Annotated in this window: 28 protein-coding genes and 1 other RNA gene; 15 read left to right on the forward strand and 14 right to left on the reverse strand. The window is 60.1% G+C overall.

Features of this window, described 5'->3' with window-relative positions; translation table 11 throughout:
• Positions 1–184: 184 nt before the first annotated feature.
• The 8 genes from fusA to PH256_RS13315 all read left to right on the forward strand — a co-directional run bounded on the left by fusA (position 185) and on the right by PH256_RS13315 (position 9,596).
• Positions 185–2,269, forward strand: coding sequence for an elongation factor G (gene fusA, locus PH256_RS13280; RefSeq protein WP_087185010.1), 2,085 nt, complete (start codon positions 185–187; stop codon positions 2,267–2,269).
• A 298-nt stretch (positions 2,270–2,567) separates the two neighbouring features.
• Complete coding sequence (gene greA, locus PH256_RS13285; RefSeq protein ID WP_087185009.1) at positions 2,568–3,056, forward strand: transcription elongation factor GreA; 489 nt, start codon at positions 2,568–2,570, stop codon at positions 3,054–3,056.
• A 150-nt stretch (positions 3,057–3,206) separates the two neighbouring features.
• Complete coding sequence (gene lysS / locus PH256_RS13290; RefSeq protein WP_270914555.1) at positions 3,207–5,204, forward strand: lysine--tRNA ligase; 1,998 nt, start codon at positions 3,207–3,209, stop codon at positions 5,202–5,204.
• Between the two features lie 80 nt (positions 5,205–5,284).
• A complete protein-coding gene (gene ruvX / locus PH256_RS13295) occupies positions 5,285–5,713 on the forward strand; it encodes a Holliday junction resolvase RuvX (protein WP_058963683.1) in 429 nt (142 codons plus the stop codon).
• Between the two features lie 183 nt (positions 5,714–5,896).
• Positions 5,897–6,589, forward strand: a complete 693-nt coding sequence (gene vanR, locus PH256_RS13300; protein WP_270914556.1) for a VanR-ABDEGLN family response regulator transcription factor — start codon at positions 5,897–5,899, stop codon at positions 6,587–6,589.
• Positions 6,582–7,691 carry a sensor histidine kinase gene (locus PH256_RS13305; protein WP_270914557.1) on the forward strand — a complete coding sequence of 370 codons (1,110 nt, stop codon included), beginning with the start codon at positions 6,582–6,584 and terminating at the stop codon, positions 7,689–7,691. The genes vanR and PH256_RS13305 overlap by 8 nt, the downstream gene beginning before the upstream one ends.
• Before the next feature lie 176 nt (positions 7,692–7,867).
• Positions 7,868–8,293 (forward strand): MarR family winged helix-turn-helix transcriptional regulator, encoded by a 426-nt coding sequence (locus PH256_RS13310; protein WP_270914558.1) that lies wholly within the window; start codon positions 7,868–7,870, stop codon positions 8,291–8,293.
• 7 nt (positions 8,294–8,300) lie between these two features.
• Positions 8,301–9,596 carry a cytidylate kinase family protein gene (locus tag PH256_RS13315; RefSeq protein WP_270914559.1) on the forward strand — a complete coding sequence of 432 codons (1,296 nt, stop codon included), beginning with the start codon at positions 8,301–8,303 and terminating at the stop codon, positions 9,594–9,596.
• A gap of 52 nt (positions 9,597–9,648) precedes the next feature.
• On the opposite strand, the gene PH256_RS13320 is transcribed toward PH256_RS13315, so the two are convergent.
• Complete coding sequence (locus PH256_RS13320) at positions 9,649–10,926, reverse strand: chloride channel protein (RefSeq protein ID WP_087185003.1); 1,278 nt, start codon at positions 10,924–10,926, stop codon at positions 9,649–9,651.
• Between the two features lie 152 nt (positions 10,927–11,078).
• Here PH256_RS13320 and PH256_RS13325 point away from each other — a divergent pair, with 152 nt between their 5' ends.
• Both PH256_RS13325 and PH256_RS13330 read left to right on the forward strand, forming a co-directional pair.
• On the forward strand, positions 11,079–11,621 hold the full coding sequence (locus PH256_RS13325; protein WP_270914560.1) for a DUF1836 domain-containing protein: 543 nt from the start codon (positions 11,079–11,081) through the stop codon (positions 11,619–11,621).
• Between the two features lie 13 nt (positions 11,622–11,634).
• Complete coding sequence (locus tag PH256_RS13330) at positions 11,635–12,420, forward strand: 4Fe-4S binding protein (protein ID WP_270914561.1); 786 nt, start codon at positions 11,635–11,637, stop codon at positions 12,418–12,420.
• 74 nt (positions 12,421–12,494) lie between these two features.
• Here PH256_RS13330 and PH256_RS13335 read toward each other — a convergent pair whose 3' ends face one another.
• The 4 genes from PH256_RS13335 to PH256_RS13350 form a co-directional block, all read right to left on the reverse strand.
• Entirely contained in the window at positions 12,495–12,653 is a 159-nt protein-coding gene (locus tag PH256_RS13335) for a rubredoxin (RefSeq protein WP_087180730.1), read from the reverse strand.
• A 119-nt stretch (positions 12,654–12,772) separates the two neighbouring features.
• On the reverse strand, positions 12,773–13,177 hold the full coding sequence (locus PH256_RS13340; protein ID WP_270914562.1) for a DUF3842 family protein: 405 nt from the start codon (positions 13,175–13,177) through the stop codon (positions 12,773–12,775).
• Positions 13,178–13,199: 22 nt separating this feature from the next.
• The gene (gene cls / locus PH256_RS13345) at positions 13,200–14,765 is read right to left on the reverse strand and encodes a cardiolipin synthase (protein WP_270914563.1); all 1,566 of its coding nucleotides are present in this window, start codon (positions 14,763–14,765) and stop codon (positions 13,200–13,202) included.
• A gap of 223 nt (positions 14,766–14,988) precedes the next feature.
• Complete coding sequence (locus PH256_RS13350) at positions 14,989–15,822, reverse strand: peptidylprolyl isomerase (RefSeq protein ID WP_270914564.1); 834 nt, start codon at positions 15,820–15,822, stop codon at positions 14,989–14,991.
• Between the two features lie 213 nt (positions 15,823–16,035).
• On the opposite strand from PH256_RS13350, the gene PH256_RS13355 reads away from it, so the two are divergent.
• The 3 genes from PH256_RS13355 (at position 16,036) to PH256_RS13365 (ending at position 16,866) form a co-directional block, all read left to right on the forward strand.
• Positions 16,036–16,359, forward strand: coding sequence for a DUF1292 domain-containing protein (locus tag PH256_RS13355; RefSeq protein ID WP_058963670.1), 324 nt, complete (start codon positions 16,036–16,038; stop codon positions 16,357–16,359).
• 21 nt (positions 16,360–16,380) lie between these two features.
• Positions 16,381–16,581, forward strand: a non-coding RNA gene (gene ssrS, locus PH256_RS13360) — 6S RNA.
• Positions 16,582–16,659: 78 nt separating this feature from the next.
• Complete coding sequence (locus PH256_RS13365) at positions 16,660–16,866, forward strand: hypothetical protein (RefSeq protein ID WP_087184998.1); 207 nt, start codon at positions 16,660–16,662, stop codon at positions 16,864–16,866.
• A gap of 60 nt (positions 16,867–16,926) precedes the next feature.
• Here PH256_RS13365 and PH256_RS13370 read toward each other — a convergent pair whose 3' ends face one another.
• Positions 16,927–17,562, reverse strand: a complete 636-nt coding sequence (locus PH256_RS13370) for a lactate utilization protein (protein WP_087184997.1) — start codon at positions 17,560–17,562, stop codon at positions 16,927–16,929.
• A 280-nt stretch (positions 17,563–17,842) separates the two neighbouring features.
• Here PH256_RS13370 and PH256_RS13375 point away from each other — a divergent pair, with 280 nt between their 5' ends.
• Positions 17,843–18,814, forward strand: coding sequence for a redoxin domain-containing protein (locus PH256_RS13375; protein WP_270914565.1), 972 nt, complete (start codon positions 17,843–17,845; stop codon positions 18,812–18,814).
• Positions 18,815–18,896: 82 nt separating this feature from the next.
• On the opposite strand, the gene PH256_RS13380 is transcribed toward PH256_RS13375, so the two are convergent.
• The 6 genes from PH256_RS13380 to PH256_RS13405 all read right to left on the reverse strand — a co-directional run bounded on the left by PH256_RS13380 (position 18,897) and on the right by PH256_RS13405 (position 23,116).
• Positions 18,897–19,496, reverse strand: coding sequence for a lysine exporter LysO family protein (locus tag PH256_RS13380; protein WP_270914566.1), 600 nt, complete (start codon positions 19,494–19,496; stop codon positions 18,897–18,899).
• Between the two features lie 7 nt (positions 19,497–19,503).
• On the reverse strand, positions 19,504–19,791 hold the full coding sequence (locus PH256_RS13385; protein WP_270914567.1) for a hypothetical protein: 288 nt from the start codon (positions 19,789–19,791) through the stop codon (positions 19,504–19,506).
• An 87-nt stretch (positions 19,792–19,878) separates the two neighbouring features.
• A complete protein-coding gene (locus PH256_RS13390; protein ID WP_270914568.1) occupies positions 19,879–20,946 on the reverse strand; it encodes a CPBP family intramembrane glutamic endopeptidase in 1,068 nt (355 codons plus the stop codon).
• A 28-nt stretch (positions 20,947–20,974) separates the two neighbouring features.
• On the reverse strand, positions 20,975–21,736 hold the full coding sequence (locus PH256_RS13395; RefSeq protein ID WP_270914569.1) for a DUF3169 family protein: 762 nt from the start codon (positions 21,734–21,736) through the stop codon (positions 20,975–20,977).
• Positions 21,733–21,945: a helix-turn-helix transcriptional regulator gene (locus tag PH256_RS13400; RefSeq protein ID WP_270914570.1), complete on the reverse strand. Its 213-nt coding sequence runs from the start codon at positions 21,943–21,945 to the stop codon at positions 21,733–21,735. Before PH256_RS13400 ends, PH256_RS13395 begins: the two co-directional genes overlap by 4 nt.
• A gap of 181 nt (positions 21,946–22,126) precedes the next feature.
• A complete protein-coding gene (locus PH256_RS13405; RefSeq protein WP_270914571.1) occupies positions 22,127–23,116 on the reverse strand; it encodes a glycosyltransferase family 2 protein in 990 nt (329 codons plus the stop codon).
• A gap of 151 nt (positions 23,117–23,267) precedes the next feature.
• Between PH256_RS13405 and PH256_RS13410 the strand changes: the two genes are divergently transcribed.
• Positions 23,268–23,429, forward strand: coding sequence for a hypothetical protein (locus PH256_RS13410; RefSeq protein WP_270914572.1), 162 nt, complete (start codon positions 23,268–23,270; stop codon positions 23,427–23,429).
• Between the two features lie 70 nt (positions 23,430–23,499).
• On the opposite strand, the gene PH256_RS13415 is transcribed toward PH256_RS13410, so the two are convergent.
• Positions 23,500–24,054, reverse strand: a complete 555-nt coding sequence (locus PH256_RS13415) for a DUF4358 domain-containing protein (protein ID WP_270914573.1) — start codon at positions 24,052–24,054, stop codon at positions 23,500–23,502.
• A gap of 124 nt (positions 24,055–24,178) precedes the next feature.
• On the reverse strand, positions 24,179–24,619 hold the full coding sequence (locus PH256_RS13420; RefSeq protein WP_270914574.1) for an Lrp/AsnC family transcriptional regulator: 441 nt from the start codon (positions 24,617–24,619) through the stop codon (positions 24,179–24,181).
• Positions 24,620–24,729: the final 110 nt, after the last annotated feature.

The following is a 24,729-nucleotide window of genomic DNA, read 5'->3' on the forward strand; positions in this document are numbered from 1 at the left end:
GGCTGCTTTTTCCGTCAATAGGCAATCTGCACAAAGCTTACAGTGGATTTTGTGCAGGGAAACCAGGCTTTTTTTAGAACATTATCTTTAAAAAGCTCATGGATTGTGATAAGATTTTTGTATAGATTGCTGCCGCTGCAATTTCTCGTGGCAAAACAGGCGGCAGAAGAGAGGGTATTAACTTATGAATTACGCCAACAAAGACATCCGAAACATCCTGGTAGCCGGTCACGCCGGCTGCGGCAAGACCACCCTGATCGAAGCACTGCTGTTCAGCACCGATTCTGAGATGCAGCGCGCCGGTACCGTGCAGGACGGCAACACCGTGTGCGACTTTGATCCCGAGGAGCAGAAGCGCCACGCCAGCCTGGCAGCGGCCGTTGCCCCCGTGGAGTACGACGGTGTGAAGCTGAATTTCATCGACGCCCCCGGCCTGTTTGATTTTGAGCTGGGAATGTACGAGGGCATTCAGGCGGCAGAGAGCGTTCTGATCACTGTGTCGGCCCGTTCGGGTGTGACCGTTGGCGCGGAAAAGGCCTTCCATCTGGCCGAAAAGCACGGCAAGAGCAAGATCGTGTTTGTGAACAAGACCGATCTGGAAAATGCCAATTACTACAAGATCCTGGAAAACCTGAAGACCAAGTTCGGCCCCAGCATCTGCCCCTGCGTTGTGCCTGTGCGGCAGGACGACGGCACCATTCTGTATGTGAACCTGTTCAGCCAGAAGGCCTTCAAGTATGAGAGCGGCAAGCAGGTTCAGGTGGAGCTGCCCGAGATGGGCCACCGCCTGGAGGGCCTGGTCGCCGCCATGAGCGAGGCCGTGGCCGAGACCGACGACGAGCTGATGGAGAAGTTCTTCTCCGGCGAGCCCTTCACCACCGAAGAGATCGTGAACGGCCTGGCCAAGGGCTGCCGTACCGGCGCCATCACCCCCGTGTTCTGCGGCAGCGCCGTGAACCAGCAGGGTCTGGACATGCTGCTCTACAACCTGAAGGTCCTGCTGCCCAGCCCGGCGGACGTACCCGCTGTTGTGGCCGAGGATGCCGCCGGTGAGCCGGTGGAGGTTACCTGTGACGAGGCCGGCCCCCTGGCTGCCTATGTATTCAAGACAGTGGCCGATCCCTTTGTGGGCAAGCTGTCCTACGTGAAGGTGGCCAGCGGCACCCTGAAGAGCGACAGCGCCTTGGTGAATGCCCGCACCGGCGAGGCCGAGCGCATGGGCAAGCTGCTCTATGTGAAGGGCAAAAAGCAGACCGATACCACCGCCATCGGCGCGGGCGACATCGGCGCAGTGACCAAGCTGCCCACCGCCCAGACCGGCGATACCCTGTGTGAGGCTGGCCGCGTGGTCAAGCTGCCCGCCCCCACCTTCCCCACGCCCACCCTGTCCATGGCCATCCGTGTGGCCAAGAAGGGCGACGAGGGCAAGATCGGCGCGGCTCTGGCCCGCCTGATGGAAGAGGACCCCACCCTGACCTACCGTATGGATACCGAGACCGGCCAGCAGATCATCAGCGGCCTGGGCGAGCAGCATCTGGACGTGGTGGTTGCCAAGCTGAAGGCAAAGTTCGGCGTGGACGTGGAGCTCACCGTGCCCAGAGTGGCCTATCGCGAGTCCGTGCGCAAGAAGTGCAAGGCCCAGGGCCGTCACAAGAAGCAGACCGGCGGCCACGGCCAGTTCGGTGACGTGTGGATCGAGTTCGAGCCCTGCGACAGCGAGGAGCTGGTCTTTGAGGAGAAGGTGTTTGGCGGCAGCGTGCCCAAGAACTACTTCCCCGCAGTGGAAAAGGGCCTGCGCCAGGCAGCCGAGCACGGCGTGCTGGCAGGTTACCCGGTGGTTGGCCTGAAGGCCACCCTGCTGGACGGCAGCTACCATCCGGTGGACTCCAGCGAAATGGCCTTCATCATGGCCGCCAAGCTGGCCTATAAGGCCGCTCTGCCTGAGGCAGGTCCCATGATTCTGGAGCCTGTGGGCACCCTGAAGGCCCACGTTCCCGCCGACAACACCGGCGATGTGATGGGCGATGTGACCAAGCGTCGCGGCCGTGTTCTGGGCATGAACCCGGACGAGGACGGCCTGCAGGAGGTTGTAGCCGAGGTGCCCATGGCCGAGATGCAGGACTTCACCACCTTTATGCGCCAGCTGACCCAGGGCCGCGGCCACTTCACTCTGGAGTTTGCCCGCTATGAGCCTCTGCCCTCCAACCTGGAAGGTAAGGTCATCGAGGAAGCCAAGAAGCTGCGCGGCAACACCGACGACGAGGAATAAATCCGTTGCCCCTGGCATAACAATGAATTGAAAACGGGACCCGCGGAAAGCCCCCTTTCCGCGGGCCCCGTTCCGTTTGCCAAAAAGAAAGAGAGTTTTTTGGTCATTCAGCCAAAAAAAGGGGGTTCGGTTGACAAATCCCCCAGAACTCGTTATACTATCAAAATTAAATGGAAGCAAACCGCGGCCCATTGTGAGTTGTGAACAAGCATACCCCCCTTGGGCACCGCCGGCCTCACAGGACCGGCAGGGCATTTGGCGGCCGCGGCTTCCCACAGATTAAGGAGTAAACAGAACCATGAGCAATGCAAAAGAAGTTGTTGTGACCGTCGCCGGCCTGAAGGCCCTGGAGGACGAGCTGGAGGAACTGAAGACCGTCCGCCGCAAGGACGTTGCGGAGAAGATCAAGGTGGCCCGTGGCTTCGGCGACCTGTCTGAGAACAGCGAGTACGATGAGGCCAAGAACGAGCAGGCCTTCATCGAGAGCCGCATCGCCCAGCTGGAGGCTATGCTGAAGAACGCCCGCGTGATCGATAACGACGAGCTGAACCTGGACACCGTCTCCGTGGGCACCCATGTGAAGATTGAGGATGAGGACGGCGAGGTGGAGGAGTACGACATCACCGGCTCCACCGAGGCGGACCCCCTGAACGGCAAGATCAGCGACGAGAGCCCCGTGGGCGCTGCCCTGATGGGCCAGAAGGTCGGCCAGACCGTAACCGTGAGCCTGCCCAACGGCGGCACCATCGATTTCAAGATCCTGGAGATCAGCCGCGCTGCCCTGTGATCGGCAAAAATCGCAAAAAAGAAGATCGTTTTTCCGCAAAAAGAGGTGCCACGGCGCCTCTTTTTGTGCTATAATAAGGCAGTATGCCCGCCGTGTGCGGGCCAAACTATCATATCCGCGCCAATCGGCGCGTTTTTTGGAGGGAATAGCATGGAGCTGAACGAGAACAAGAACCCCAACCCCCAGCAGGATCAGGAGCTCAGCGAAAAGGCTTACAACGAGCTGGTCGCTGTGCGCCGCGACAAGCTGAAAGCCCTGCAGGAAGCGGGCAACGACCCCTTCCAAAAAACCAAATATCCGCAGGACGCTTTCGCCGCGGACATCAAAAAGGAATACGACTACCTGGCCGCTGAGGAAGAGACCGACCGCATGGTCTGCATGGCCGGCCGCATGATGAGCAAGCGCGTGATGGGCAAGGCCAGCTTTGCCGACCTGCGTGATGCCTCCGGCAACATCCAGCTGTACGTTCGCCGCGATGTGATCGGCGAGGAGGAATACGCCGGCTTCAAGAAGTTCGACATCGGCGACGTGATCGGCATCAAGGGCCAGGTGTTCCGCACCAAAATGGGCGAGATCAGCATCCGCTGCACCGAGGTGGTGCTGTTGGCCAAGAGCCTGCTGCCCCTGCCCGAGAAGTTCCACGGCCTGAAGGACCAGGAGCTGCGTTACCGCCAGCGTTACGTGGACCTGATCATGAATCCCGAGGTGCGCCGCACCTTCGAGATTCGCTCCCGCTTCATCCGCTTTATGCGCGCCTACCTGGATCAGCGCAACTACATGGAAGTGGAGACCCCGGTGCTGAACACCATCGCCGGCGGCGCGGCGGCCCGCCCCTTCATCACCCATCACAACACCCTGGATCTGGACATGTACATGCGCATCGCCACCGAGCTGCCCCTGAAGCGGCTGATCGTGGGCGGCATCGACCGGGTGTATGAGATCGGCCGTATCTTCCGCAACGAGGGCATGGACCCCAAGCACAACCCCGAGTTCACCACCGTGGAGCTGTACCAGGCCTACGCCGACTTCCACGACATGATGGACATCGCCGAGGGCATTCTGTCCGGCGCCGCCAAGGAGATCTTGGGCAGCTACCAGGTGAAGTGGCAGGGCGAGGACATCGACCTGACCCCCGGCTGGCGCCGCCTGACCATGGTGGACGCCGTGAAGGAGTACACCGGCGTGGACTTCGGCGCTATCACCGATGACGCTGAGGCTGTGGCTGCTGCCAAGGCCATCGGCGTGGAGCTGGCCGACACCGCCGACAAGACCTGGGGCAACGCTCTGTACGCCTGCTTCGATCAAAAGGTTGAGGAGCAGCTGATCCAGCCCACCTTCATCACCATGTACCCGGTGGAGGTCTCCCCGCTGACCAAGCGCAGCCCCGAAGATCCCCGCCTGACCGAGCGCTTCGAGCTGTTCATCTGCCACAGCGAGCTGGCCAACGCCTACTCCGAGCTGAACGATCCCATCGACCAGCGCGCCCGCTTCGAGAAGCAGCTGGAGCTGCGCGACCGGGGCGACGACGAGACCGAGATGATGGACGAGGACTTCCTGACCGCTCTGGAGTACGGCATGCCTCCCACGGGCGGCATGGGCATGGGCATCGACCGCTGCGTCATGATGCTCACCGGCTCCGACACCATCCGTGAGGTCATCCTGTTCCCCACCATGAAGCCGCTGGATACGCCCAAGAAGCAGGAGAAGGCTGCCGCCAAGGCTGAGCCCGCTGCTGCTGTGGCTGAGCCTGCCGCTGCCGTGGCCGAGCCCATCGACTTCTCCAAGGTGGAGATCGAGCCCCTGTTCGCCGATATGGTGGACTTCGAGACCTTTGCCAAGTCCGACTTCCGCGCGGTGAAGGTGAAGGAATGCACCGCCGTGCCCAAGAGCAAGAAGCTGCTCAAGTTCGTGCTGGACGACGGTACCGGTGTGGACCGCGTGATCCTGAGCGGCATCCATGACACCTACGAGCCCGAGGAGCTGCTGGGCAAGACCCTGATCGCCATCACCAACCTGCCTCCCCGCAAGATGATGGGCATCGATTCCTGCGGCATGATCATCTCCGCCGTACACCACGAGGAGGGCGTGGAGAAGCTCCACTGCCTGATGGTGGACGAGCACATCCCTGCGGGCGCGAAGCTGTATTGATTTCGCGAAACTGAAATGACCGATAAGCCCCGACTTTTCGCTAAAGTTGGGGCTTATTTTGAACAAGGAAAGGAAGACCCATGAAGATCCTAGCTGTGGACTACGGCGACGCCCGCACCGGCCTTGCCATCAGCGATGCCAGCGAGCTGCTGGCCACCCCTCTGCCCCAGATCGAGGAAAAGAGCATGAACAAGGCGGCCGCCGCCATTCTGGAGGCCGCCCGCGCCCAGAAGGCCGAGATGATCGTGGTGGGCCTGCCCCGCAATATGGACGGCACCGAGGGCTCCCGCGCCCAGAAGACCCGCAAGATGGCGGCCATTCTGGAACGGGACGGCCAGCTGCCGGTTCGCTTTTGCGACGAGCGCCGCACCACCGTCACCGCTGCCGCCCAGCTCAGCGAGGTGGGCACCTTCGGTAAAAAGCGCAAGGAGATCCTGGACTCGGTGAGCGCCGCGGTCATTCTGGAAAGCTTTCTGGCCTGGCGCAAGCATCACCCGGAGGAGGCTTAACGCTCGGAGGGCTTTGTGAGAAAATCGTAAGATTTCCGCAAGCAAAAAGAAAGGCACATCCGCGCCCTGTTCTGGTAGGATAATACCGGAGCAGGGCGCTTTTTTTGCGGGCGCTTGCGCCGGATGGAGGTTTGCCGTATCATAAAAGGCGAAGCCAAAAAGGAAAAAGGGGGATGGGCAGGAATGAGTGCGAAAATCCTGCTGGTGGATGACGAGGCCGCCATTGCGGACCTGGTGGAGGTTTATCTGACCAACGAGGGCTACACGGTATACAAATGCGAAAACGCCGCCCAGGCGCTGGAATGTGTGGCCCAAAAGCCGGTGGACCTGGCCATTCTGGACGTGATGCTGCCGGACCTGAGCGGCTTTGAGCTGTGCCGCCGCATCCGGCAAAAACACCTGTGGCCCATCCTGATGCTCACCGCCCGGGTGGAGGATCTGGACAAGATTCAGGGCCTGATGCTGGGGGCGGACGACTACATCACCAAGCCCTTCAACCCGCTGGAGCTGCTGGCAAGGGTCAAGACCCAGCTGCGCCGGTATACCCAGTATAACCAGTCCGCCCAGCCGGAAAAGAGCGGGGAATATGAGTTCAACGGCCTGTGCATCAGCGAGGTCACCCACAAGTGTACCTTGTATGGCGAGGAACTGGCCCTCACGCCGCTGGAATTCTCGATTTTGTGGTATCTGTGCAGCCACCGGGGGCAGGTGGTGCCCAGCGAGCAGCTGTTCCAGGAGGTGTGGGGCGAAAAATACATCGACGGCAACAACACCGTGATGACCCACATCGCCCGGCTGCGGGAGAAGATGCACGAAAAGAGCCGTCAGCCGAAATTTATCAAAACTGTCTGGGGAGTGGGGTATACCATTGAGTGAACTGCGTAAAAACTGGGCCCACCGGCGCACCGCTCTGCGCTTTACCCTGCAGCTGGCGGTGACACTGGCGGCGTTCTGGGCTCTGAGCTGGCTGCTGCAGGAACTGGTGTTCTTTGTGTATTTCAGCCTGGACCTGGACTGCTTCTGGTGGATTTTTCTGTTCAAGGAGATTTTCAAGCATTTTATCCCGGCGCTGCAGGTGCTGTGGCTCGGGGTGGGCACGGTGCTCATCACCGGCTGGGTCTTCTGCAAGCCGCTGCGCTATCTGGACGAGGTGACCGAGGCTGCCGGCCGGCTGGCCCGCCCGGGAGAGGACCCCATCCGGCTGCGGCCCCAGCTGAAAACCGTGCAGGACCAGCTGAACCAGGCCCGGGAGCAGGGGCTGCGGGCAGCGGCTGCCCTGCGCCAGGAGGAGCAGCGGAAAAACGACCTGATTGTCTATCTGGCCCACGATTTGAAAACCCCACTCACCAGCGTGATCGGCTATCTGAACCTGCTGGTGGACGAGCCCAACATCAGCCCGGCCACCCGGGCCCGCTACACCGGCATCGCCCTGGAAAAGGCGCTGCGGCTGGAGGAGCTGGTGAATGAGTTCTTCGAGATCACCCGGTTCAGCCTGAGCCATCTGGAGCTAGAGCTATCCCGGGTGGATCTTTCGCTGATGCTGCGCCAGATGGTCAGCGAGTTTGCGCCGGAGCTGGCAGCAAAGCGGCTGGACTGCCGGGCAGACCTGCCGCCCGAGCTGCCCGTTCGCTGCGACCCGGCCAAGCTGGCCCGGGTATTCGATAACCTGCTGCGCAACGCGGTGAGCTACAGCGACCCCGGCACCACTCTGCGGGTGCAGGGCAGGCTGGAGGGGGAGACGGTGGTGCTGCAGTTTGTGAACCAGGGCCGCACCATTCCGCCGGAAAAGCTGGCCCGCATCTTTGAAAAGTTTTTCCGGGCGGACGAATCCCGTGCCAGCGCCAGCGGCAACGCCGGTCTGGGCCTGGCCATTGCCAAACAGATCGTGGAGCAGCACGGGGGCACCATCGCCGCCGCCAGCGCCGACGACCGGGTGGTGTTCACCCTGCGGCTGCCCCGGAACGGCCCTCAAAATTGACTGATACCAGATTTGAAAAAGAGCTCTGTGCGCTGCACAGGGCTCTTTTTTGGCCCTCTCCGGGCATTCCGCCCTTGACAGAGCGGAGCAAAAACGCCTATAATACAAAAGTTAGTTTACTAATTATTAGAATCCTAATGAATTGGAACGCCGAAAACGGGAAAGGGATCACCGCAATGGAACACAGCTTTCACTATCTGCTTTTAGCAAATCAAGCCATGGTGCACCGGCAGCTGCTGGCAAAACTGAAGGACACCGGCCTGACCCTGGGCCAGCCCAAGGTGCTGGACTATCTGCAGGACCACGACGGGGCCAACCAGGCCGAGATCGCCCGCGCCTGCCAAATCGAGCCCGCCTCCCTCACCTCGGTGCTGAACCGGATGGAGGAGAAGGCGCTGGTGGAGCGGCGCACCCAGAAGGGGGACCGGCGCAGCTTTGCGGTCTATCTCACCGGGCAGGGCCATTCGATGGCGCTGCGGGTCCGGCAGGCCTTCGAGGAGCTGGAGGAGCAGGCCTTTGCGGGGGTAAGCGAAGCGGAGCGGGAACCGTTCCTTGCGGTGTTCCGCTGCGTTTACGGCAATCTGAAAGAGGGGGAGCGTTAATTATCTTATGGAAAAAGCAAAGCGGTATCTGGTGTTTTTGTTCGGGCTGTTCATCAGCTCCTTTGGCGTGAGCCTCATCACCAAGGCAAATCTGGGCACCTCGCCCATCTCGGCCATTCCCTATGTGCTCAGTCTGAACTTTCCCTTCACGCTGGGCCAGTTCACCATTGCGTTCAGCCTGTTTCTGGTTCTGATGCAGCTGTTCATCCTGCGGCGGAACTTCAAGGCCGAGCATCTGTTGCAAATTCCCATCTCGGTGGTCTTCGGCTATTTCATCGACCTGACCATGGTTATGCTGGGGTTTGTGGCCCCCGGCAGCTATCCGGTCAAGCTGGTGGCCCTGCTGATCGGCTGTGTGATCCTGGGCTTCGGTGTGTATCTGGAGGTCATCGCCGATGTGGCCATGCTGCCCGGCGAGTCTTTCGTGCGTGCGGTCACCCAGACCTGGAAAACCGACTTCGGCACCACCAAGGTCTGCTTTGATGTGTCCATGACCGTGATCGCCGCGATCACCTCGCTGGTGCTTGCCCATACGCTGTATGGTGTGCGTGAGGGCACCGTGATCGCCGCTCTGCTGGTGGGCTTCATCGCCCGTCTGTTCGGCCGTCTTCTGCCCTTTGTGCCCGATCTGCTGTTCGGCAAAAAGGCGGAGAGCGAAGCCGTCGAAGCAGTAGAAAACGGCAAGGGCGGCTGGGTGATCGCCATCGGCCGCCAGTACGGCAGCGGCGGACGGGTCATCGGCCAGAAGCTGGCCCAGCAGCTGGGCTATGAGTTCTACGACGATGCCATCGTGCAGATGGCTGCCGGTACCACCGGCTACACGCCCCAGTTTGTACGCCAGCGGGAAGAGAACATGACCAACAGCTTTTTGTACGATCTGGTGAACCAGATGTACGCCTACGCTCCGGAGGAGGAATCCCCCAAGGACAGCGTTTTCCTGGCGGAGAAAAAGGCCATTGAGGAGATCGCCGCCAAGGGCCGCTGTGTGATCGTGGGCCGCTGCGCGGACTATCTGCTGCGGGACGATCCCCACTGCCTGCGGGTCTGGCTGCATGCGGACAAGGCCCGGCGGGTAAAGCGGATCATGGAACTGGAGCAGCTGGACGAGGCGGCGGCAAAGACCCGCATTGCCCAGGAGGACCGGCGGCGGGCCACCAACTACCAGTACTACACCCGGCGGGTGTGGGGTCTGGGCAAAAACTACCACCTGACGCTGGACACCGGCCTGGGTGAGGAGTATGTGCAGATCTGCATCGAGGCCGCGCTGAAGGCTCTGGAGGCCGGTCAGAAGACCACCGTATAAACAAAAAACAGCACCGGCAGATGCGTTGCCGGTGCTGTTTTTCGTATATAAGTCAGTGGGCGGGCTTGTCCACCTTCTCGTTGTTGATCTTGGAATACATGATCTGCTGGCCGGAATACAGGCTGTACTGGCCGCTGAGCAGGTAGCTCACCGCGCAGGCCAGCGCGAACAGCAGCATGGACTCGGCCCCGAACAGCTCCACTCCCAGCACGATGCTGGCGAAGGGGCAGTTGGTCACGGCACAGAAGGTGGCCACCAGTGCCACCGCCGCCGCCAGGCCCGGGTCCAGCCCCAGCAGCGGCCCCACCAGGCAGCCGAAGGTGGAGCCCACAAAGAAGGTGGGCACGATTTCGCCGCCCCGGAAGCCGCAGCCCAGGGTGATGGCGGTGAGCAGCAGCTTGAACAGGAAGGCCAGCGGATGGGCCAGCACGCCCTCGGTGATGGCCTGCTCGATCACCTGCATGCCTGCGCCGTTGTAATCCCGGGTGCCCAGCAGCAGGGTGCAGACGATGATCAGCGCCGAGCCGGCCAGGATGCGCAGATACTGGTTGGGCAGCCAGGTCTGGTACAGATGGCTGGCGGTGTGCATCACGATGCACAGCAGCATGCCCACCAGCGCGCAGCCCACGCCCAGAATCACCACACGCCAGGAATTGCCCCAGCCAAGGCTGCTGGCTTTGTGAATCACAAACTGCTCCGGCACGGCCCCCAGCGCCCGGGAAACGCCGTAGGCCACCAGGCTGGACATGGTGCAGGGCAGCAGCGCCGCATGGTATACCACGCCCACACTGATTACCTCGATGCTGAAGATGGTGGCGGTGAGGGGCGTGCCGAACAGGGCGCTGAACACCGCACTCATGCCGCACAGCACCATGAAGTGTTGGCTGGGCTGATTGAGCCGCAGCTTTTCCCCCAGCCAGCCGCCCATGCTGCCGCCGATCTGCAGCGCCGCGCCCTCGCGTCCGGCACTGCCGCCCAGAAGGTGGGTGATGAAGGTGGCGAAGATGATCAGCGGGGTCATGCGCAGTGGCGCACGCTTACCGCTTCGGGCGCTCTCAATCACCTGGTTGGTGCCCCGCTCGGTGCTCATACCGCACAGCTGATACACCGCCACAATGGCCAGGCCGCCCACCGGCAGCAGCCATAACAGCTCCGGATGAGCCGCCCGCACCCGGTTGGCCCAGCTCACCATGTGATAGAATACCGCGCCCACCGCGCCGCCCGCAAGGCCCATCAGCCCGGAGCAGATCATCCACATCAGAAAGGTTTCGCTGTAGGGGAACAGCCCCTCCGCGATATTGGTCAGCGCCTCTTTGCGCCGCAGATTCATGCTACCGCCTCCCACCGGCCCGCCCGGGCCGTTTTTACACATTGATACCGGCTCATATTATAGCAAATCTCCGGAAAAATTTGAAGACGATACCCTTTTGTGCTATGATAGAAACCAGCGAAAACTGCAACAGGAAACGGAGTGTGACACCAATGAAACAGGGCTTTGAAAACAGCAGCCTTTCCCAGGAGGTACTAAGCTTTCACTGCCCCCGCTGGGCGGAGCTGCCGGGCATCGCGCTGTATATGGATCAGGTCACCGGCTATATCAACGAGATTTTTGCCCCCATCGCCCCGCAGGAGCAGCAGATCACCCTGACCAAGGCGATGGTGAATAACTACGTGAAGCAGCGGGTGATGAGCCCGCCGGTGAACAAAAAATACGACCGGGCACACATGGCTTATCTGGTCACCATCTGCGCCCTTAAGCAGGTGTTCAGCATCCCGGAGATCGGCAGCATGATCCGCGCCCAGATGGACCACTGCCCGGTGGAGCAGGCCTACGATTGCTTCTGTGAGGAGCTGGAGAGCGCACTGCGGGCGGTGTTCCTGGGCCAGGCAGCCCCCACCCAGATCCGCAACGAGCAGGACCCGGCGGCAATCACCCTGCTGCGGGGCGCGGTGCAGGCCTATGCCAGCAAGGTGTATGTGCAAAAGCGGCTGGCCTTTGCCGAGCAGACAGCACAGCAGGAATGAGGAGAAAAGGCCAGTGAAGATTGAACGGATACAACTGATTTATTTTTCCGCCACCGGAACTACCCGGGCGGTGGGGCAGGCGGTGGCAAAGGGGACCGGCCTGCCGGTGGAGGAATGGGACTGCACGCCTCAGCGGGCAAAGGCGCCCTTCCAGTCGGACGGGCAGACCCTGACGATTCTGGCCGTGCCGTCCTTTGGCGGCCGGGCACCCGCACCTGTGGCAGAACGGTTGGAACAGCTGAAGGGCTGTGGCCCGGCGGTGCTGCTGAGCGTTTACGGCGCCCGCGCCAGCGAGGACACGCTGGCTGAGCTGTATGATCTGGCAGAGCGGGCAGGCTACCGGCCCATAGCGGCCGGGGAATTTGTGGCCCGGCATTCCATGGCCACCCGGATTGCGGCGGAACGCCCGAACGGGGCCGATCTTTCCCAGGCCGCGGCGCTGGGAAAGCAGGCGTTGGAGCTGGCTGAAAATCATCTGCCGGAGCAAGAGCTGCGGCTGGAGCTGCCGGGCAACCGGCCCTACCGGGAATTCAGCGGCGTGCCGTTTCACCCGAAGGCCAGCAAAAAATGTGTGGAATGCGGCCGCTGCGCCGACCAGTGCCCCGTTGGGGCAATCCCGGCCGGGACGCCAAACAGGACCGATAGTAAGGTGTGCATCACCTGTATGCGCTGTGTGGCGGTGTGCCCGGTAAAGGCCAGAAGCCTTGGCAAGCTGCCGGAGCTGGCAGTCACGGCCAAGCTGCGCAAGGTGTGCGACGATCACCGGGAAAACCGGGTCTGGCTGGCCGGACTTGAATAAAGAAAAACGAAAAAGGCCCGCGTCTGGACAATTCCAGGCGCGGGCCTTTTGCTTGCTTATGGGGGATTGAGGAATTACTCCTGGCTGAACTGGTCCTTGCCAACGCCGCACAGGGGGCACTCGAAATCCTCGGGAACATCGGCCCACAGGGTGCCGGGGGCGATGCCGCCGTCCTCGTAGCCCTCAGCCTCGTCGTAAACCCAGCCGCACACGTCACATACAAAACGGTTCATAATGAATACTCCTTTTTCGCTCTATTTGGAAGGAAATGAATTTTTTGGGAGGGACCGTTTGGTCCATGGCTATAGTATATGCGGCAGAATGAAAAAATCATGTTGCCACGGCAACAAAATTATACCAGGCTCAAGATTCGGCGTGCGGCGTCCGCAATGTATTCGGAAAGAGGCAGCTCGGGCAGGCCGCCGATCTGCACACCGCACTTGCTCACCGGGATCAGCACCTTGCGGGCGGCGGAGTCCGCCACGGCCAATGCCATGGCGGGGCTGCATTCGCCCATCATGCTGTTGGCAATCACAATGCCCATGGGCCCGGCAATCACGTCCGCCCGGCGGGCGTTCACGATCACCGCGTTCTCGCCGGTGGCGCCGGCACTGGCGCCTGCCTTCATCATGGCGCTGGTGGCGGCGGCGTTGGTGCCCACCGCCAGGATCTCGCCGGTGTAGCCCCCGGCCCGAAGCTTTTCAATCAGGGTGCGGCCGAAGCCACCGCCCTGGCCGTCAATTACAACGATTCTCATGCAAAAACCTCGCTTTTCTTTGTCACAGCAGCGGTGCGAACAGGCGGAGCACCAGCTGAGCCACCCGCTTGGGCAGCGGGGTCTTATAGGTGTCCTCCAGGAACACCTCGTTGCTCACGCTCATGCACTCCTCCAGGTCAGCCCGCACGTCCTGCACCATCTGCCCGCCATAGAAGGCACAGCAGTTCTCAAAATGCAGGTACAGGCTGCGGTAGTCCATGTTGGCGCTGCCCACGATGGCGGTCTTGTCGTCCGACACATACATCTTGGCGTGGATGAAGCCGGGGGTGTATTCAAAGATACGCACGCCCGCCTCCAGCAGCACCCGGTAGTAGCTTTGGGTAACCCAGTACACGTACCACTTATCCGGGATACCGGGGGTGATGATCCGCACGTCCACGCCGCTTTTGGCAATCAGGGTCAGGGTGGTGATCATCTCGTTGTCCACCACCAGATAGGGCGTGGCGATATACACATAATTGGTGGCCTGCTGCAGCACGTTGAAGTAGGCGTTTTCGGCCACGTTCTCCTCGTCCAGCGGGCTGTCGCCGTAGGACTGCACAAAGCCCCGGGCGGAGTAGCGCAGGGTGGGAGCGTAGTCCTTCGGGTCGCTCACGCTGCCGGTGGTGAAATCCCACATTTCCAGGAACAGCGCCGTCAGCGACTGCACGCCGCTGCCCTTGAGCATCAGGCCGGTATCCTTCCAGATGCCGAAGCGCTTTTTCCGGTTGATGTATTCGTCGGAAAAATTCAGTCCGCCGGTGAAGCCCACATTGCCGTCGATCACAGTGATTTTGCGGTGATCCCGGTGGTTGAGCATGGTGTAGTCCGAGATCCGGCCGGACAGCCGGGGCGGCGCGAAGGGATAGCACTTGATGCCCTTGCGCCGTAAAAATTCATCGTAGTTTTCCGGCAGGGTGAACATGCAGCCGAAGGCGTCGAACAAAAGGCGTACATCCACGCCCTCGGCAGCCTTCTGGGTGAGAATCTCCAGGGTGGTGTCCCACATGTAGCCGGGCTTGATGATGAAGTACTCCATGAAGATGAAGTGCTTGGCGCCCTTCAGCTCCTCCAGAAAGCGGGGGAAGAAGTCCTGGCCCCAGGCGTAGTATTCGCTCTGGGTGTCGCCGTAGAGGGGCGCGCCCGCGCACTGGGAAAGATAGGTGGCACTGCGGGCCAGGTTTTTGTCCTTCACCTGCAGGCGGCGCATGGGCTCCGGGTCCTGCGTAAGAGATTGGGTCCCCCGCTCGGAGATAGTTTCCAGCCGTTTGGCGTGGCGGTTGCCGGTATTCCGGTGGCCCCAGAACAGATAGAACAGGGTGCCGGTGGGCGGCATGACAAGGATCAAAATCAGCCACATGATTTTATAGACCGGGTTCACCTTGTCCTTATCCAGCAGTGTGAGCACCGCCAGGGCGCTGAGCAGCATCAGAAACAGATAGAAATACGGGAAAAACCTGCCCAGCTCAACGGCGATGCCAACCACCAGGGTGATTTGCAGCAGCAGCAAAACCGCGAAGAAAAAACTGCGGGACAACAGGCCCCGGCCCAGTTTTTTGCGGGCTTTGCGTACCTTCTTTATTTCCATAATAATAAAATGCCTCCTGCATGAAAAGAAAAAAGCCAAAGGGAATAGCCTTTGTGGGATATTATATCACAGATTTCTCACGAAATCGACGCTAAGGCAGTCCCGCATCGCCCCAGGCAGCAAAGCAGACCATTTGATGCGTTCGCCGTGAGCTGCGCAAAGCGGCTTCAGACCCCGGAAAAGAAACAGAGCGCACGGGCAAACCGTACGCTCTGAATGGGCTTTATTCCGCCTGGCTGGTGCTCTGGGAAGTGCTTTCGGCGGTACTCTGCGCCGCACTGGAGGCCTGGGAAGCGGAGGAGGATGCCTCGCCGCTGCTGCTGGCCGGGTCGGGGTCCGCCGCGCCGTAGGTGCTGATGGTCACACTGTTGAGCAGCACGTCCTCCACAGGCTTGCCGTTCTCGTCCACCTCGCTCTGGGCCAGAGTGTCCACCACATCCATGCCCTCATAGACCTGGCCGAACACGGTATCGGTGTAATCCAGATAGGGCAGGCCGCCCGCAGCATCGTAGGCCTCGATCACTTCGGTACGAACGCCCGCCTCTTCCATCTGGGTACGCAGGCTGTCGTCCAGCTTTTCGGGCAGCGACTGTACAAAGTAGAACTGGCTCAGGCCGGAGACGTCCTCATCCGGGCTGAAGGCAGCGCACAGCGCACCGGAATAATGGTGCAGCTGGTCCGAGATTTCCTTGGGGTAGGGGTTGTTGTTCCAGATGGTGGAACCGGTGGTGCCGGTGCCGGAGGCGTCGCCCCCCTGAACCACAAAGCCGGAAACAATCCGGTGGAAGCTGGTGCCGTCGTAGTAGCCCTCCTGGGCCAGGCGGGTGAAGTTTTCCACCGCCATGGGCGCCACGTCCGGATAAAGCACGGCACGCACCTCACCGGCGCTGGTGTTGAAGATGGCAATGGGATCGCCCTCAGCGGGGGTCTGGAACTGAAGCTCCTCGCTTTCCACCTGGGGGCGTTTGATGGAGCTGCCGGTGATGCCGCCGCCGCAGCCCGCCAGCAGGCCTGCGGCCAGCACGGCGGCCGCCGCCAAAGCAATGAATCTGCGCAAGGAAGAAGCCCTCCTGTAATCTTGATAGAAGTAATACATATTATACCACAAAGCCGGGAAAAATAAAAACCGATCGCTCCAAGTATTTTATAAAACTTTCACAGCGGGTTTTGTTGCGTTTTTCTATTGACGCAAGGGGCAAAAAAGGGTAAACTTTATCTAGCAGATCACACAGGCGAGGCCTTCGAGCCCCGCCCGAAAAAGGAGAGCAACATGGCTGAGAACAACACCCCTGTCACCGAGCAGGAAGAAGATTACACCCCCGACCTGGTGACCCTGGAGGACGAGGAAGGCAAAGAGCACACCTTTGAGGTGATCGACGCGGCCGACCATAAGGGCGTTCACTACATGGCTCTGGTTCCCTACGTGGAGAACGAGGAGGAGCTGGAAGACGCCGACCTGGATCTGATCCTGATGAAGGTGGGCCAGGACGCGGAGGGCGAATACCTGGATATCGTGGAGGACGACGAGGAGCTTTACGAAGTGAGCAATATGTTCGAAAAGCGCCTGCGCGAATTCTTCGACATCGAGCAGTAAGCCTGCCGCCCAAACACGCTTAGCATCCTGCCTTGTGCGATTTGTTGCAGCTTTAAATAATCCTACTAATCAAATTCAGGGAGCCCGGAGTTGACCACCGGACCGCAGACCTCCCGCCCCTTCAAGGGGAGTTCGGAAGAAGGGAGTGGAAAAGTGGCCACAGGGCACCCACCTGCCATCCGGTAGGTTTTGATTGGCTGCAGACGGCAAGGCGGGGCTATTTGAAAACAAAAGCGCTCCCAGTCCTTTCAAAGAACCGGGAGCTTTTTTGTATCCCGCAGCAAAAGGAGGAAAGCCCCCATGGGAAAGGGCGATTACCACGGCGCGAGCCACATCTATGGCAGCCGTGCGGGTACCAGCCCCCGCGCCGAATACCGGGAATTCGATTTTGAGCCCGGCCGCGAGGCGGAAAAGGACGAGCTGCTGCGCAAGGTGCGCCGCCCGGAGCTGACCATTCAGGCGGGCTATCTGCGCAGGCCTGCCCGGAAGGCTGCAAGCAAGAAATAAAACAGCGCCGCCCCCGGTATGAAGCCGGGGGCGGCGCATTTTGTTCTGTGATCAGAAAAATCAGAAGCCCAGGGATTCACCCACCAGCAGCACCTTGATGCGGCCGGGAATCCGCTGATAGCGGTGAATGGTGGTAGTGCAGCAGATGCGGGCGGGGCTGTGGCAGTCCGAGCAGGTGCCGGTCACGGCGCAGGGAGTTTTGCAGCCCAGCCGGTCGGTGTTGGCGGGGGCGGCAATTTCCTTTACACGGCGGGCAGCGGCGTGAATATCTTTTACAATCTTGTTGCAGCCCACCACCAGCAGCACATTTTGGGGGCCGAAGGTCATGGCGGCCACCCGGTTGGCGTTGCCGTCCACGTTGTAAAGCTCGCCGGCCTCGGTTACCGCGTTGGTGCTGGCCAGATACCAGTCGGCGCTGAACACCTGGCGGTACAGTGCGGCCAGCTCCTCACCGCTCACCTTGCTGCGGTCCAGATACTGGTAGCGGCCGCTGGCCAGCAGGTCCATCACGCCGGTTTCGGCCAGGCTCACACTGCCGCCGTTGGAAACCACGGCGCCCTCGGGAATCATCTTTTCCACAAAGGGGCGTACCTCGGCGGCGGTCTTCACGTAGTAGGCCTCCATGTTGTTGGCGCGCAGAGCTTCCATGGTGCGCTGGATGCGGCGTTCGGTGTTTTGAATCACTGCTTCATGCATGAGAATTCCTCCTTCAACAGCTTGCCCAAAGCCGGCGTCGTTTTGCGTTGCACCGGCCAATGGGCTTGAACAGTTTTTCTTTATTATAGCACATCTTTTCCCTTGCGGCGCTGCGGGCAGAGCTCCACACAAAAGTTTTACAGGTGCCCGGCAGAGCCTGCCATTGCAGGAGCCGGGGCGGTTGTGCTACAATAGTTTAAAGCGGCAGCGCGTGGGCGTTGCTGCATCTTTGTGATTTTGCACCGGCCTTGGTGCCGGATGTTGAAGGAGTATGACTTGCATGGCCAAGCGTTTAAAGGCCGGTGATAAGATCCCGGCGTTTTCCTACGATACCCCTTATGAACCGCAGAAAAGCTTCTACGGTTTTCTGCAGGGGGACAAGCCGGTGGTACTGGTGTTTCTGCCCAACTTCGGGCACCCCATCACCCGGCATTTCATCACCCAGTATCTGGAGACCATTTACGCGCTGCGCAGCGTTCGGCTGGCTTGCGTGGTGCGCTCCCGGCCGGAGACCATTGCCAAGGCCGCGCCAAAGGGGTCGCTTCCCTTTGAACTGATCTGCGACGCAGAGGGTGCACTGTACGATTATTTCCAGATTCCCCAGAAGCATGGTATGCTGCGCTGCTATTCGCTGGATGGTATGCGCATCATCAAGCAGGCCCGCCAGCAGGGGTACTCCCCGGCCAAGAACGAGCTGAATCAGCTGCCCCTCACCCTGGTGTTGAGCGAGAGCGGCCAGGTGCTGTTTGCCCACTATGGCCACAGCATGACAGACCTTCCGGCGGATTGCTCGGCTATGGAACGGGTGGCCCAGGAGTTGCCTCTGCCCGCCCAGGCGCAGCCGGAAGAGCCGGAAGTGGCAGAGCCGCAGCCGGAGACCTTCGGCGGCTTTGAGCAGCCGGATCAGGGGGCGCTCACCGAAGAAGAGCTGATGGCCGCGCTGGAGGAGAACAAGGCCTTTGAGGCCCGGCAGGCGGCGCAGGAGGAGACTGGCGAACCGGAACCGGACCGGCAGCCTGCGCCCCAGGCGGACGAGCCACAGCCGGAGCAGGCCTGGACCGCCGCGCCGGAAAGCAGCGCCTATCCGCCTCAGGAAGCGCCGCAGGAACCGCAGGAACCCACCGAAGCGCCGCAGGAGCCGGTGGAACCGCTGCCTGCGTCGGTCTGGCGGGGCAAGATGATCTATTCGCCGGATCATGTGCCGGTGAAGGTGGATTTTTCCGCCCTGGGCTTTGGCGGCGACAAGAACTGAACATACAAAAACCGGGCCGAAACGCATGGGCAACTGCCAGCGTTCCGGCCCGGTTTTTTGTTTCAATTGCAAAAGAGACTGCTCACAAAAGCGCCGCACACAGCGAGATCAGCGGCGGCACCGCGGCCGAGCAGACCACCCCGTTGAACACCGAGAGCACCACGGTTTCCTCGTCGGTGAAGCGGATCATCATCGAGAGGGTGGTGTCCTCACTTGTGGCGGCAGCGGGGGCGATGCAGGTGTAGTAGTTCAGCTTGCGGGAGATGGGCGGGATCACGAAAAAGGAGAAGATCTCCCGCATCAGGTTGCTCAAAAAGGCAATACTGCCCAGCTGCGCCCCGGCCAGATTGCCCACGGTTACACCGGCCAGGCTGTACCAGCCCAGACCGCTGGCCACCATAGTGCTCTGGCCCAGCGAAAAGCCCAGCAGCGGTGCGCACACCGCGCCGCCCACCAGCGAGCCAACAATGATGCCGATGGGGATGAGAAAGGCCTTGATGTGGTATTGCTTGATCTTTGCCCAGATGCCCTCGTGCAGGCCGATGCTGATGCCCACCAGGAACATGAGCAGATACAGCACCAGGTCCGAGTGACCGGTAAGCAGGGTCAGCAGGGGGAACTCCAGGCCGGAAAGCCCGTAAAGAACGCCGCCCACCAGGGCGATTACTGCCAGAATCACCATAAGCCGGTCACCTCCGTTTGTTGCGCTTTTCCCGCCCGTTCATGAAACGGCAGGTGAGCAGATACACAAAAAGAACCGAAAAGGCCACCGGCACCAGGCAGAACACCAGGCTTTGCAGCCCCAGCTGGCCCAGCTCCTGCAAAAAGCCCGGCCGCTGCCCCAGCATGACGCCCATGCAGAAGATCAGCGCCAGGGTACACACCACCTGCAGCCGCTCGCAAAGCTTTTTGTGCTGCTTCGGAAAAAAACGGCTGCCCACCAGCACGCCCAGACACATGATCAGGATCACATCCACAAAGAGTCCCCTCCATCCCGCGAAACTTCTCCCTATTATAGCAAAAAAGCGCTGGGGTGGCAATGCACCCCAGCGGGAAAAACGGCGTTATTGTGCAGGTTCGGCAGGTTGCTCGGAGATGGCGGGCTGTGCCTCTGCGGGGCGGGGCAGTTCCACCACCGGGCCGGTGCGGAATACCCTGGAGGCGAAAAAGGGCAGATACAGCACCGCCAGCACCACAAAGCCCAGCAGCACGCTGGTCCAGTCCAGCACCTGATTCTGGATGGCGCTGGGATCGGTGAACAGGGTGATGGCGTTGTTGTTGAAGAAGTGGATCAGCACCGGCGCCCAGATGCTTTTGGTCTTCATGTAGGCAAAGCCGAAGAAAACGCTGTAGCAGATGCAGAGTACGATCTGGTTCACTACGCTCAGACCCCAGGTGGCAGGGCTGTAGAAAAAGATGTTGATGGGCAGGTGCCACAGCCCCCAGGCCACGCCCAGCACCAGAATGCCGCCCCGCAGGCCGAAACGCTTTTGCAAAAGAGGCTGCAAAAAGCCGCGCCAGCCGTACTCCTCCCCGAAAAAGGCGGTGTATACCAGCAGGAAGTTCAGCGGCATACTCACCAGCATGATGGTGAAATAGAGCGGGTCAACGGAAGTGGATTCTGCTTTTGCCAGAGTAGGGTCCACCAAAATCATCAGCCCGCTGAGCAGGACGATCCGGACAAAGTAGAGAACCGCAAACACCGCAAACACCGCAAATACCCAGCGGTTGAGCCGCATGCCCCAGGCGGTGCGGCGTGCCTTGCCGTCGAGAAAATAAAAGACCCAGCACAACACGCTGCCCACCATGATGACCCCGTTGCTTGCCGCCGCCCAGGGCAGGGCGGGGGCAATAGCGCTGGCAAGGGCGCACAGAGCCATGAGGACGGTCACCAGCAGGAAACAGATGTAAAATTTGCGGGGGATGGTTTTGTCCTCCCGGCGGGTGAGAAGAATGGCAAGGATAGCGCCGGCGGCAGGGTAGAACATCTGGGCCGAGGGAAAGGCGCTCACGTCGCTGCCTGCGTGGTAGGCAAGGCCCATGGGGATGCCCAACAGATAGGGCAGCACAAAAGCGACCAGTCCGAAGATAATCAGCTGCCGTTTTTCCACGGCGGTCCAGTTGGTTTTCATGACAGATTCCTCCTTTTCGTGTTTGAAGTCAACGGTTGGGTTTTACATGTTGCAGCCAGTAGTTACGCAACTGGTAGGTGAGGGTCTGCGTCATCCACAGACCGCCCAGCAGAACAAACCACAGGGCGTTGATGGACCAGGCGCTGCCCACCATAAGCAGTACCAACAGGACGAAGGGGTAGACGAAATTCATAATCTGGAAGGTAAAGTAGCTGCAATCGCCGATGGTCTTCTGCTCCGCCTCATCGCAGCTGGCATACCAGTCCTTCTGGAACTTGGTGTCGAACACGTTGCCCCGCTTTTCCGGATACAGCTTTTTGGTGGCTCCGATGACCAAAGCCTGCAGTACAGTAAGCCAGACAAGCTGAAGAATCAGCAGCCCGAACCCGAAGCCGGCAAGCGAGATTGATTCCGCCCGAATGGTCCGCCCAAAGGCTAGCCCCGCAGTCAGCATGAACCAGGGGAAGCCCAGGGTGGTCAGAATCATGGAAAGGCAGAGCAGCCGGTTGGCTTTTTCGTAGGCGTCGTCGTCCTCGTTGGCCCGGGCCATGGGCTTTTTCGCCGCCAGATACAGGGCGGTAGCTGCCACAGACAGCAGCAGACCCAAAGCCATCAGCGCAACACCTGCCCGGTAAAGCCCCTGGCTGACCGCATCACTCATGCTGGAAAGATCGTCAAAGCCTGACCCGATGAGCATGCTGCAGCCTGCGCCCAGCAGGCCGCACACCACAAGGATGATCGCAAACTTCACATAGACCCAGGTGGATTTCTTTTCCGTTTTCGGTTTCATTGTTCTTCCTCCCCCGTCAGATAAAATACCTCTTCCACAGGCGTTTCAAACACCTGTGCGATGCGCAGCGCCAGCGTGATGGAGGGGTTGTAGTCCCCACGCTCGATCAGGCTGATGGTCTGGCGGGACGCCCCCACCAGCTGCCCCAGCTGCTGCTGATTCAGCGACCTGGCAGCGCGAAGCTCCTTGAGCCGGTTTTCCAGCGGCATAGGCTCGACCTCCTTCTGCTGCAAAAGTTCCTTGTCATGATGACAAGTATCCTTGTCATCATCAGGATAACATTGACAAGGATTTTTGTCAACTGGTTTTGACAAAGATTTTTGGCATTTTTCCGGCAGGCGGAAACAGGACAAAAAAATCCCCCCGTCTGAATGACAGGGGGAAAAGTGATTATTGAATGTGAAATGCCCGCTGCACCCGGTAGACGATGTAGCGGAAGGTGTCTGCAATCAGCCAGAGCTCGATGAGGATGTAGTTGGGGAGGTTCTTCAGCCGGAACCTGGGCTTTTCCAGCTTGCCCATCACCTTCAGGGCTTCTTTGAAGCCCTGGCCGTAGGCCGGGCCGAAGCCCCGCAGCCGGAACATGGCAGCCTTGAGCAGATAGCCCGCCGTCAGGGGCAGAATGTTCAGGAGGAACATCAGGATGGGCATGTTCTTGTAGGGCAGAAGAATGCTGTTGCGCCCGCTCTGAATGCTCTTGAAGGGGTTGTAGCGCACCGCGCCGGTAGTGGCGCCGCAGATGTGGTAGCACTTGGCGGTGGGGCAGTAAACATTCTTGTAGCCCAGGCTGTTGGCCCGCCAGCTGATGTCCACGTCCTCATAGTAGGCGAAGAAGTTCTCGTCAAACAGGCCGATCTTGTCCAGAATGCTCTTGCGATAGAGCGCCGCGCCGCCGCAGGCGGAGAACACCCGGCAGGGCTTTGCGTAACGGCTGGCCTTCATACCGTCGCCCCGCTTGCAGGCAAAGCCCAGAATGGTCACGTAGTCGCCCGCGTCGTCCGCCAGCTCCCGCTCGAAGTGGCGGATCATCAGGCTGCTCACCGCAAAGATGCGCTCGTCGGCCTCGGCGGCGCGGATCAGATTTTCCAGCCAGTCCGGCTCGGCGAAGGCGTCGTTGTTGAACAGGGCCACGAACTCACTCTTTGCGGCCCGGATGCCCTGGTTCACCGCGTAGGAAAACCCGGTGTTATGGTCATTTTCAATGAGGGTATAGTTTTTGCGGCCCACATAGCTGCGGGCGATCTCCAGACTCTCGTCGGTGGAGGCGTTGTCGATCACGATCAGTTCAAAATCCCGCATGGTCTGGGCCCAGACGGATTCAATGGAATCCCGCAGCCAGCCGGCCCCGTTCAGGTTGGGGATCACCACAGTGGCTTTCATTGGCGAAAACCGCCTTTCTCTTTTGTATTTTTGATCCATCTGCCATTATAGCAAACTTTTGCCCGGCGGGCAATGCGGGCTTTCGTTCTTTATCGCTTTATGGTATCATAAAGAAAACGGCGGTTTGGAAAACGGAAAGGGGGAAGCGAATGTGAGTAGTGTGTTTGGAATCACGGCGGTATTCAGCTGGCTGATGCTGCTGGTGAATCTGGCGCTGGTGGTGCTGGGGGTGGCGGTGCTGGTGCTGAGCATCAAAGCATTGCTGCTGCTGATTCAGGCGCTGCGCATTTATATCCAGAAAAACAGCGGCTGAGCGGCAAACAAAAGGCTCCGGCCCGCACCCTCTGAGAAGAGGCGCGGGGCCGGAGCCTTTTTTGCGCGGGTTATTTCAGCGCGGTCTCGATGCTCTGGAACACCTGGTCCTGGTTTTCGCACATCACCAGAACCACCTCGCCGCTTTTCAGGGTCTCCAGCTTGGCAGCCTTGGCGATGGCGTACTGGTCCGCCAGGTAATTCTCCTGGGCGGATTTCTGGGACTCGATGAAGCCGGAGAGGGCTTCCTTCACCGCGTCGGTCTTGCCCTCTGCGGGCTTTACAATGGCCACGCCGTAGGCCTTCACATTCATCAGCGATACGCTGTAGGCGGCACTCTCCACGTCCTCGGTGGACAGGCCCAGCACGTCAAGGCTCATCTGGCCCTGGCTGGCAATGGCCTCCGAGTCCAGATGCTCGGCGTACCCCTTGCTGGCGGTGTAGCCGCCGTTCTCCAGGGTGAAGATGGTGTAGTTGCTGTTGTCCTCCTCGGTGCGGCTGTCCGCCAGAGCGGCGGTGTAATCTGCGGGGGTATGGCTGGCGGCGGAATCCGTGCCGGAGGAGGCGCAGCCCACCAGACTGGCGGCCAGAACACCGGCCAGCAGAATAGAAAATAAACGTTTCATAAAAACACTCCTTTGTCAATGGGCAGTCCCGCCGGCGGCGGGAGAAAACGGCCCTTTGCTGCAAGTATGCCCAAAACAGCCGTAAGTTTGCCCCTGTGACTGGAATACGAAACAGACCCCCGGATTATTGCGCCGGGCTGAAAAAAGACCCCCGCTCCACCGGGGTGGAAAGAATGATCTGGGTGCTGGTGGGGCCCATGCGCTGGAACCGGGTGATCAGCTGCTCCAGCTGCTGCATGCCCTCACAGCTCACCTTTACGATAAAGCTATGGCTGCCGGTCACGTGGAAGCACTGGCGCACCTGGGTATCCGCCCGGGCCAGAGTGAGGAACTCATCCCGGTCCGCCGGTGCGATGGACACGCTGATCAGTGCGTCAACACTGCTCTGGCGCTGGGGGTCACGCAGCAGGGCGGTGTACCCTGCAATCACGCCCTGCTCCTCCAGCCGCCGGATTCGGCTGGACACCGCCGGGCTGGTAAGGGCCACCTGGCGGGCAATATCCTTCACAGGCATACGGGCATTTTGTTCCAAAAGCATCAGAATCTTTTTGTCTAAATCGTCCAAAAAAACAGCTCCTTTCCCACAGATATCAAAATGACATAAAAAGTTGACAAAGTTAAGAAAAAATATAGAGAAATTATACAATCAAAAGAGATGAAAAGAATTTTGCGGGT

It is taken from the genome of Allofournierella sp. CML151, assembly GCF_027853465.1.
Taxonomy (GTDB): domain Bacteria; phylum Bacillota; class Clostridia; order Oscillospirales; family Ruminococcaceae; genus Allofournierella.

Excerpts from the sequence above, each read along its gene's own strand:
- PH256_RS13340 (WP_270914562.1), bottom strand. The coding sequence starts at position 13,177 with ATGAGAATCGTTGTAATTGACGGCCAGGGCGGTGGCTTCGGCCGCACC.
- lysS (WP_270914555.1), top strand. The coding sequence starts at position 3,207 with ATGGAGCTGAACGAGAACAAGAACCCCAACCCCCAGCAGGATCAGGAG.
- PH256_RS13310 (WP_270914558.1), top strand. The coding sequence starts at position 7,868 with ATGGAACACAGCTTTCACTATCTGCTTTTAGCAAATCAAGCCATGGTG.
- ruvX (WP_058963683.1), top strand. The coding sequence starts at position 5,285 with ATGAAGATCCTAGCTGTGGACTACGGCGACGCCCGCACCGGCCTTGCC.
- PH256_RS13405 (WP_270914571.1), bottom strand. The coding sequence starts at position 23,116 with ATGAAAGCCACTGTGGTGATCCCCAACCTGAACGGGGCCGGCTGGCTG.
- greA (WP_087185009.1), top strand. The coding sequence starts at position 2,568 with ATGAGCAATGCAAAAGAAGTTGTTGTGACCGTCGCCGGCCTGAAGGCC.
- PH256_RS13380 (WP_270914566.1), bottom strand. The coding sequence starts at position 19,496 with ATGGTGATTCTGGCAGTAATCGCCCTGGTGGGCGGCGTTCTTTACGGG.
- fusA (WP_087185010.1), top strand. The coding sequence starts at position 185 with ATGAATTACGCCAACAAAGACATCCGAAACATCCTGGTAGCCGGTCAC.
- PH256_RS13400 (WP_270914570.1), bottom strand. The coding sequence starts at position 21,945 with ATGCCGCTGGAAAACCGGCTCAAGGAGCTTCGCGCTGCCAGGTCGCTG.
- PH256_RS13315 (WP_270914559.1), top strand. The coding sequence starts at position 8,301 with ATGGAAAAAGCAAAGCGGTATCTGGTGTTTTTGTTCGGGCTGTTCATC.
- cls (WP_270914563.1), bottom strand. The coding sequence starts at position 14,765 with ATGGAAATAAAGAAGGTACGCAAAGCCCGCAAAAAACTGGGCCGGGGC.
- PH256_RS13370 (WP_087184997.1), bottom strand. The coding sequence starts at position 17,562 with ATGCATGAAGCAGTGATTCAAAACACCGAACGCCGCATCCAGCGCACC.
- PH256_RS13395 (WP_270914569.1), bottom strand. The coding sequence starts at position 21,736 with ATGAAACCGAAAACGGAAAAGAAATCCACCTGGGTCTATGTGAAGTTT.
- PH256_RS13355 (WP_058963670.1), top strand. The coding sequence starts at position 16,036 with ATGGCTGAGAACAACACCCCTGTCACCGAGCAGGAAGAAGATTACACC.
- PH256_RS13365 (WP_087184998.1), top strand. The coding sequence starts at position 16,660 with ATGGGAAAGGGCGATTACCACGGCGCGAGCCACATCTATGGCAGCCGT.
- PH256_RS13415 (WP_270914573.1), bottom strand. The coding sequence starts at position 24,054 with ATGAAACGTTTATTTTCTATTCTGCTGGCCGGTGTTCTGGCCGCCAGT.
- PH256_RS13325 (WP_270914560.1), top strand. The coding sequence starts at position 11,079 with ATGAAACAGGGCTTTGAAAACAGCAGCCTTTCCCAGGAGGTACTAAGC.
- vanR (WP_270914556.1), top strand. The coding sequence starts at position 5,897 with ATGAGTGCGAAAATCCTGCTGGTGGATGACGAGGCCGCCATTGCGGAC.
- PH256_RS13375 (WP_270914565.1), top strand. The coding sequence starts at position 17,843 with ATGGCCAAGCGTTTAAAGGCCGGTGATAAGATCCCGGCGTTTTCCTAC.
- PH256_RS13320 (WP_087185003.1), bottom strand. The coding sequence starts at position 10,926 with ATGAATCTGCGGCGCAAAGAGGCGCTGACCAATATCGCGGAGGGGCTG.
- PH256_RS13335 (WP_087180730.1), bottom strand. The coding sequence starts at position 12,653 with ATGAACCGTTTTGTATGTGACGTGTGCGGCTGGGTTTACGACGAGGCT.
- PH256_RS13390 (WP_270914568.1), bottom strand. The coding sequence starts at position 20,946 with ATGAAAACCAACTGGACCGCCGTGGAAAAACGGCAGCTGATTATCTTC.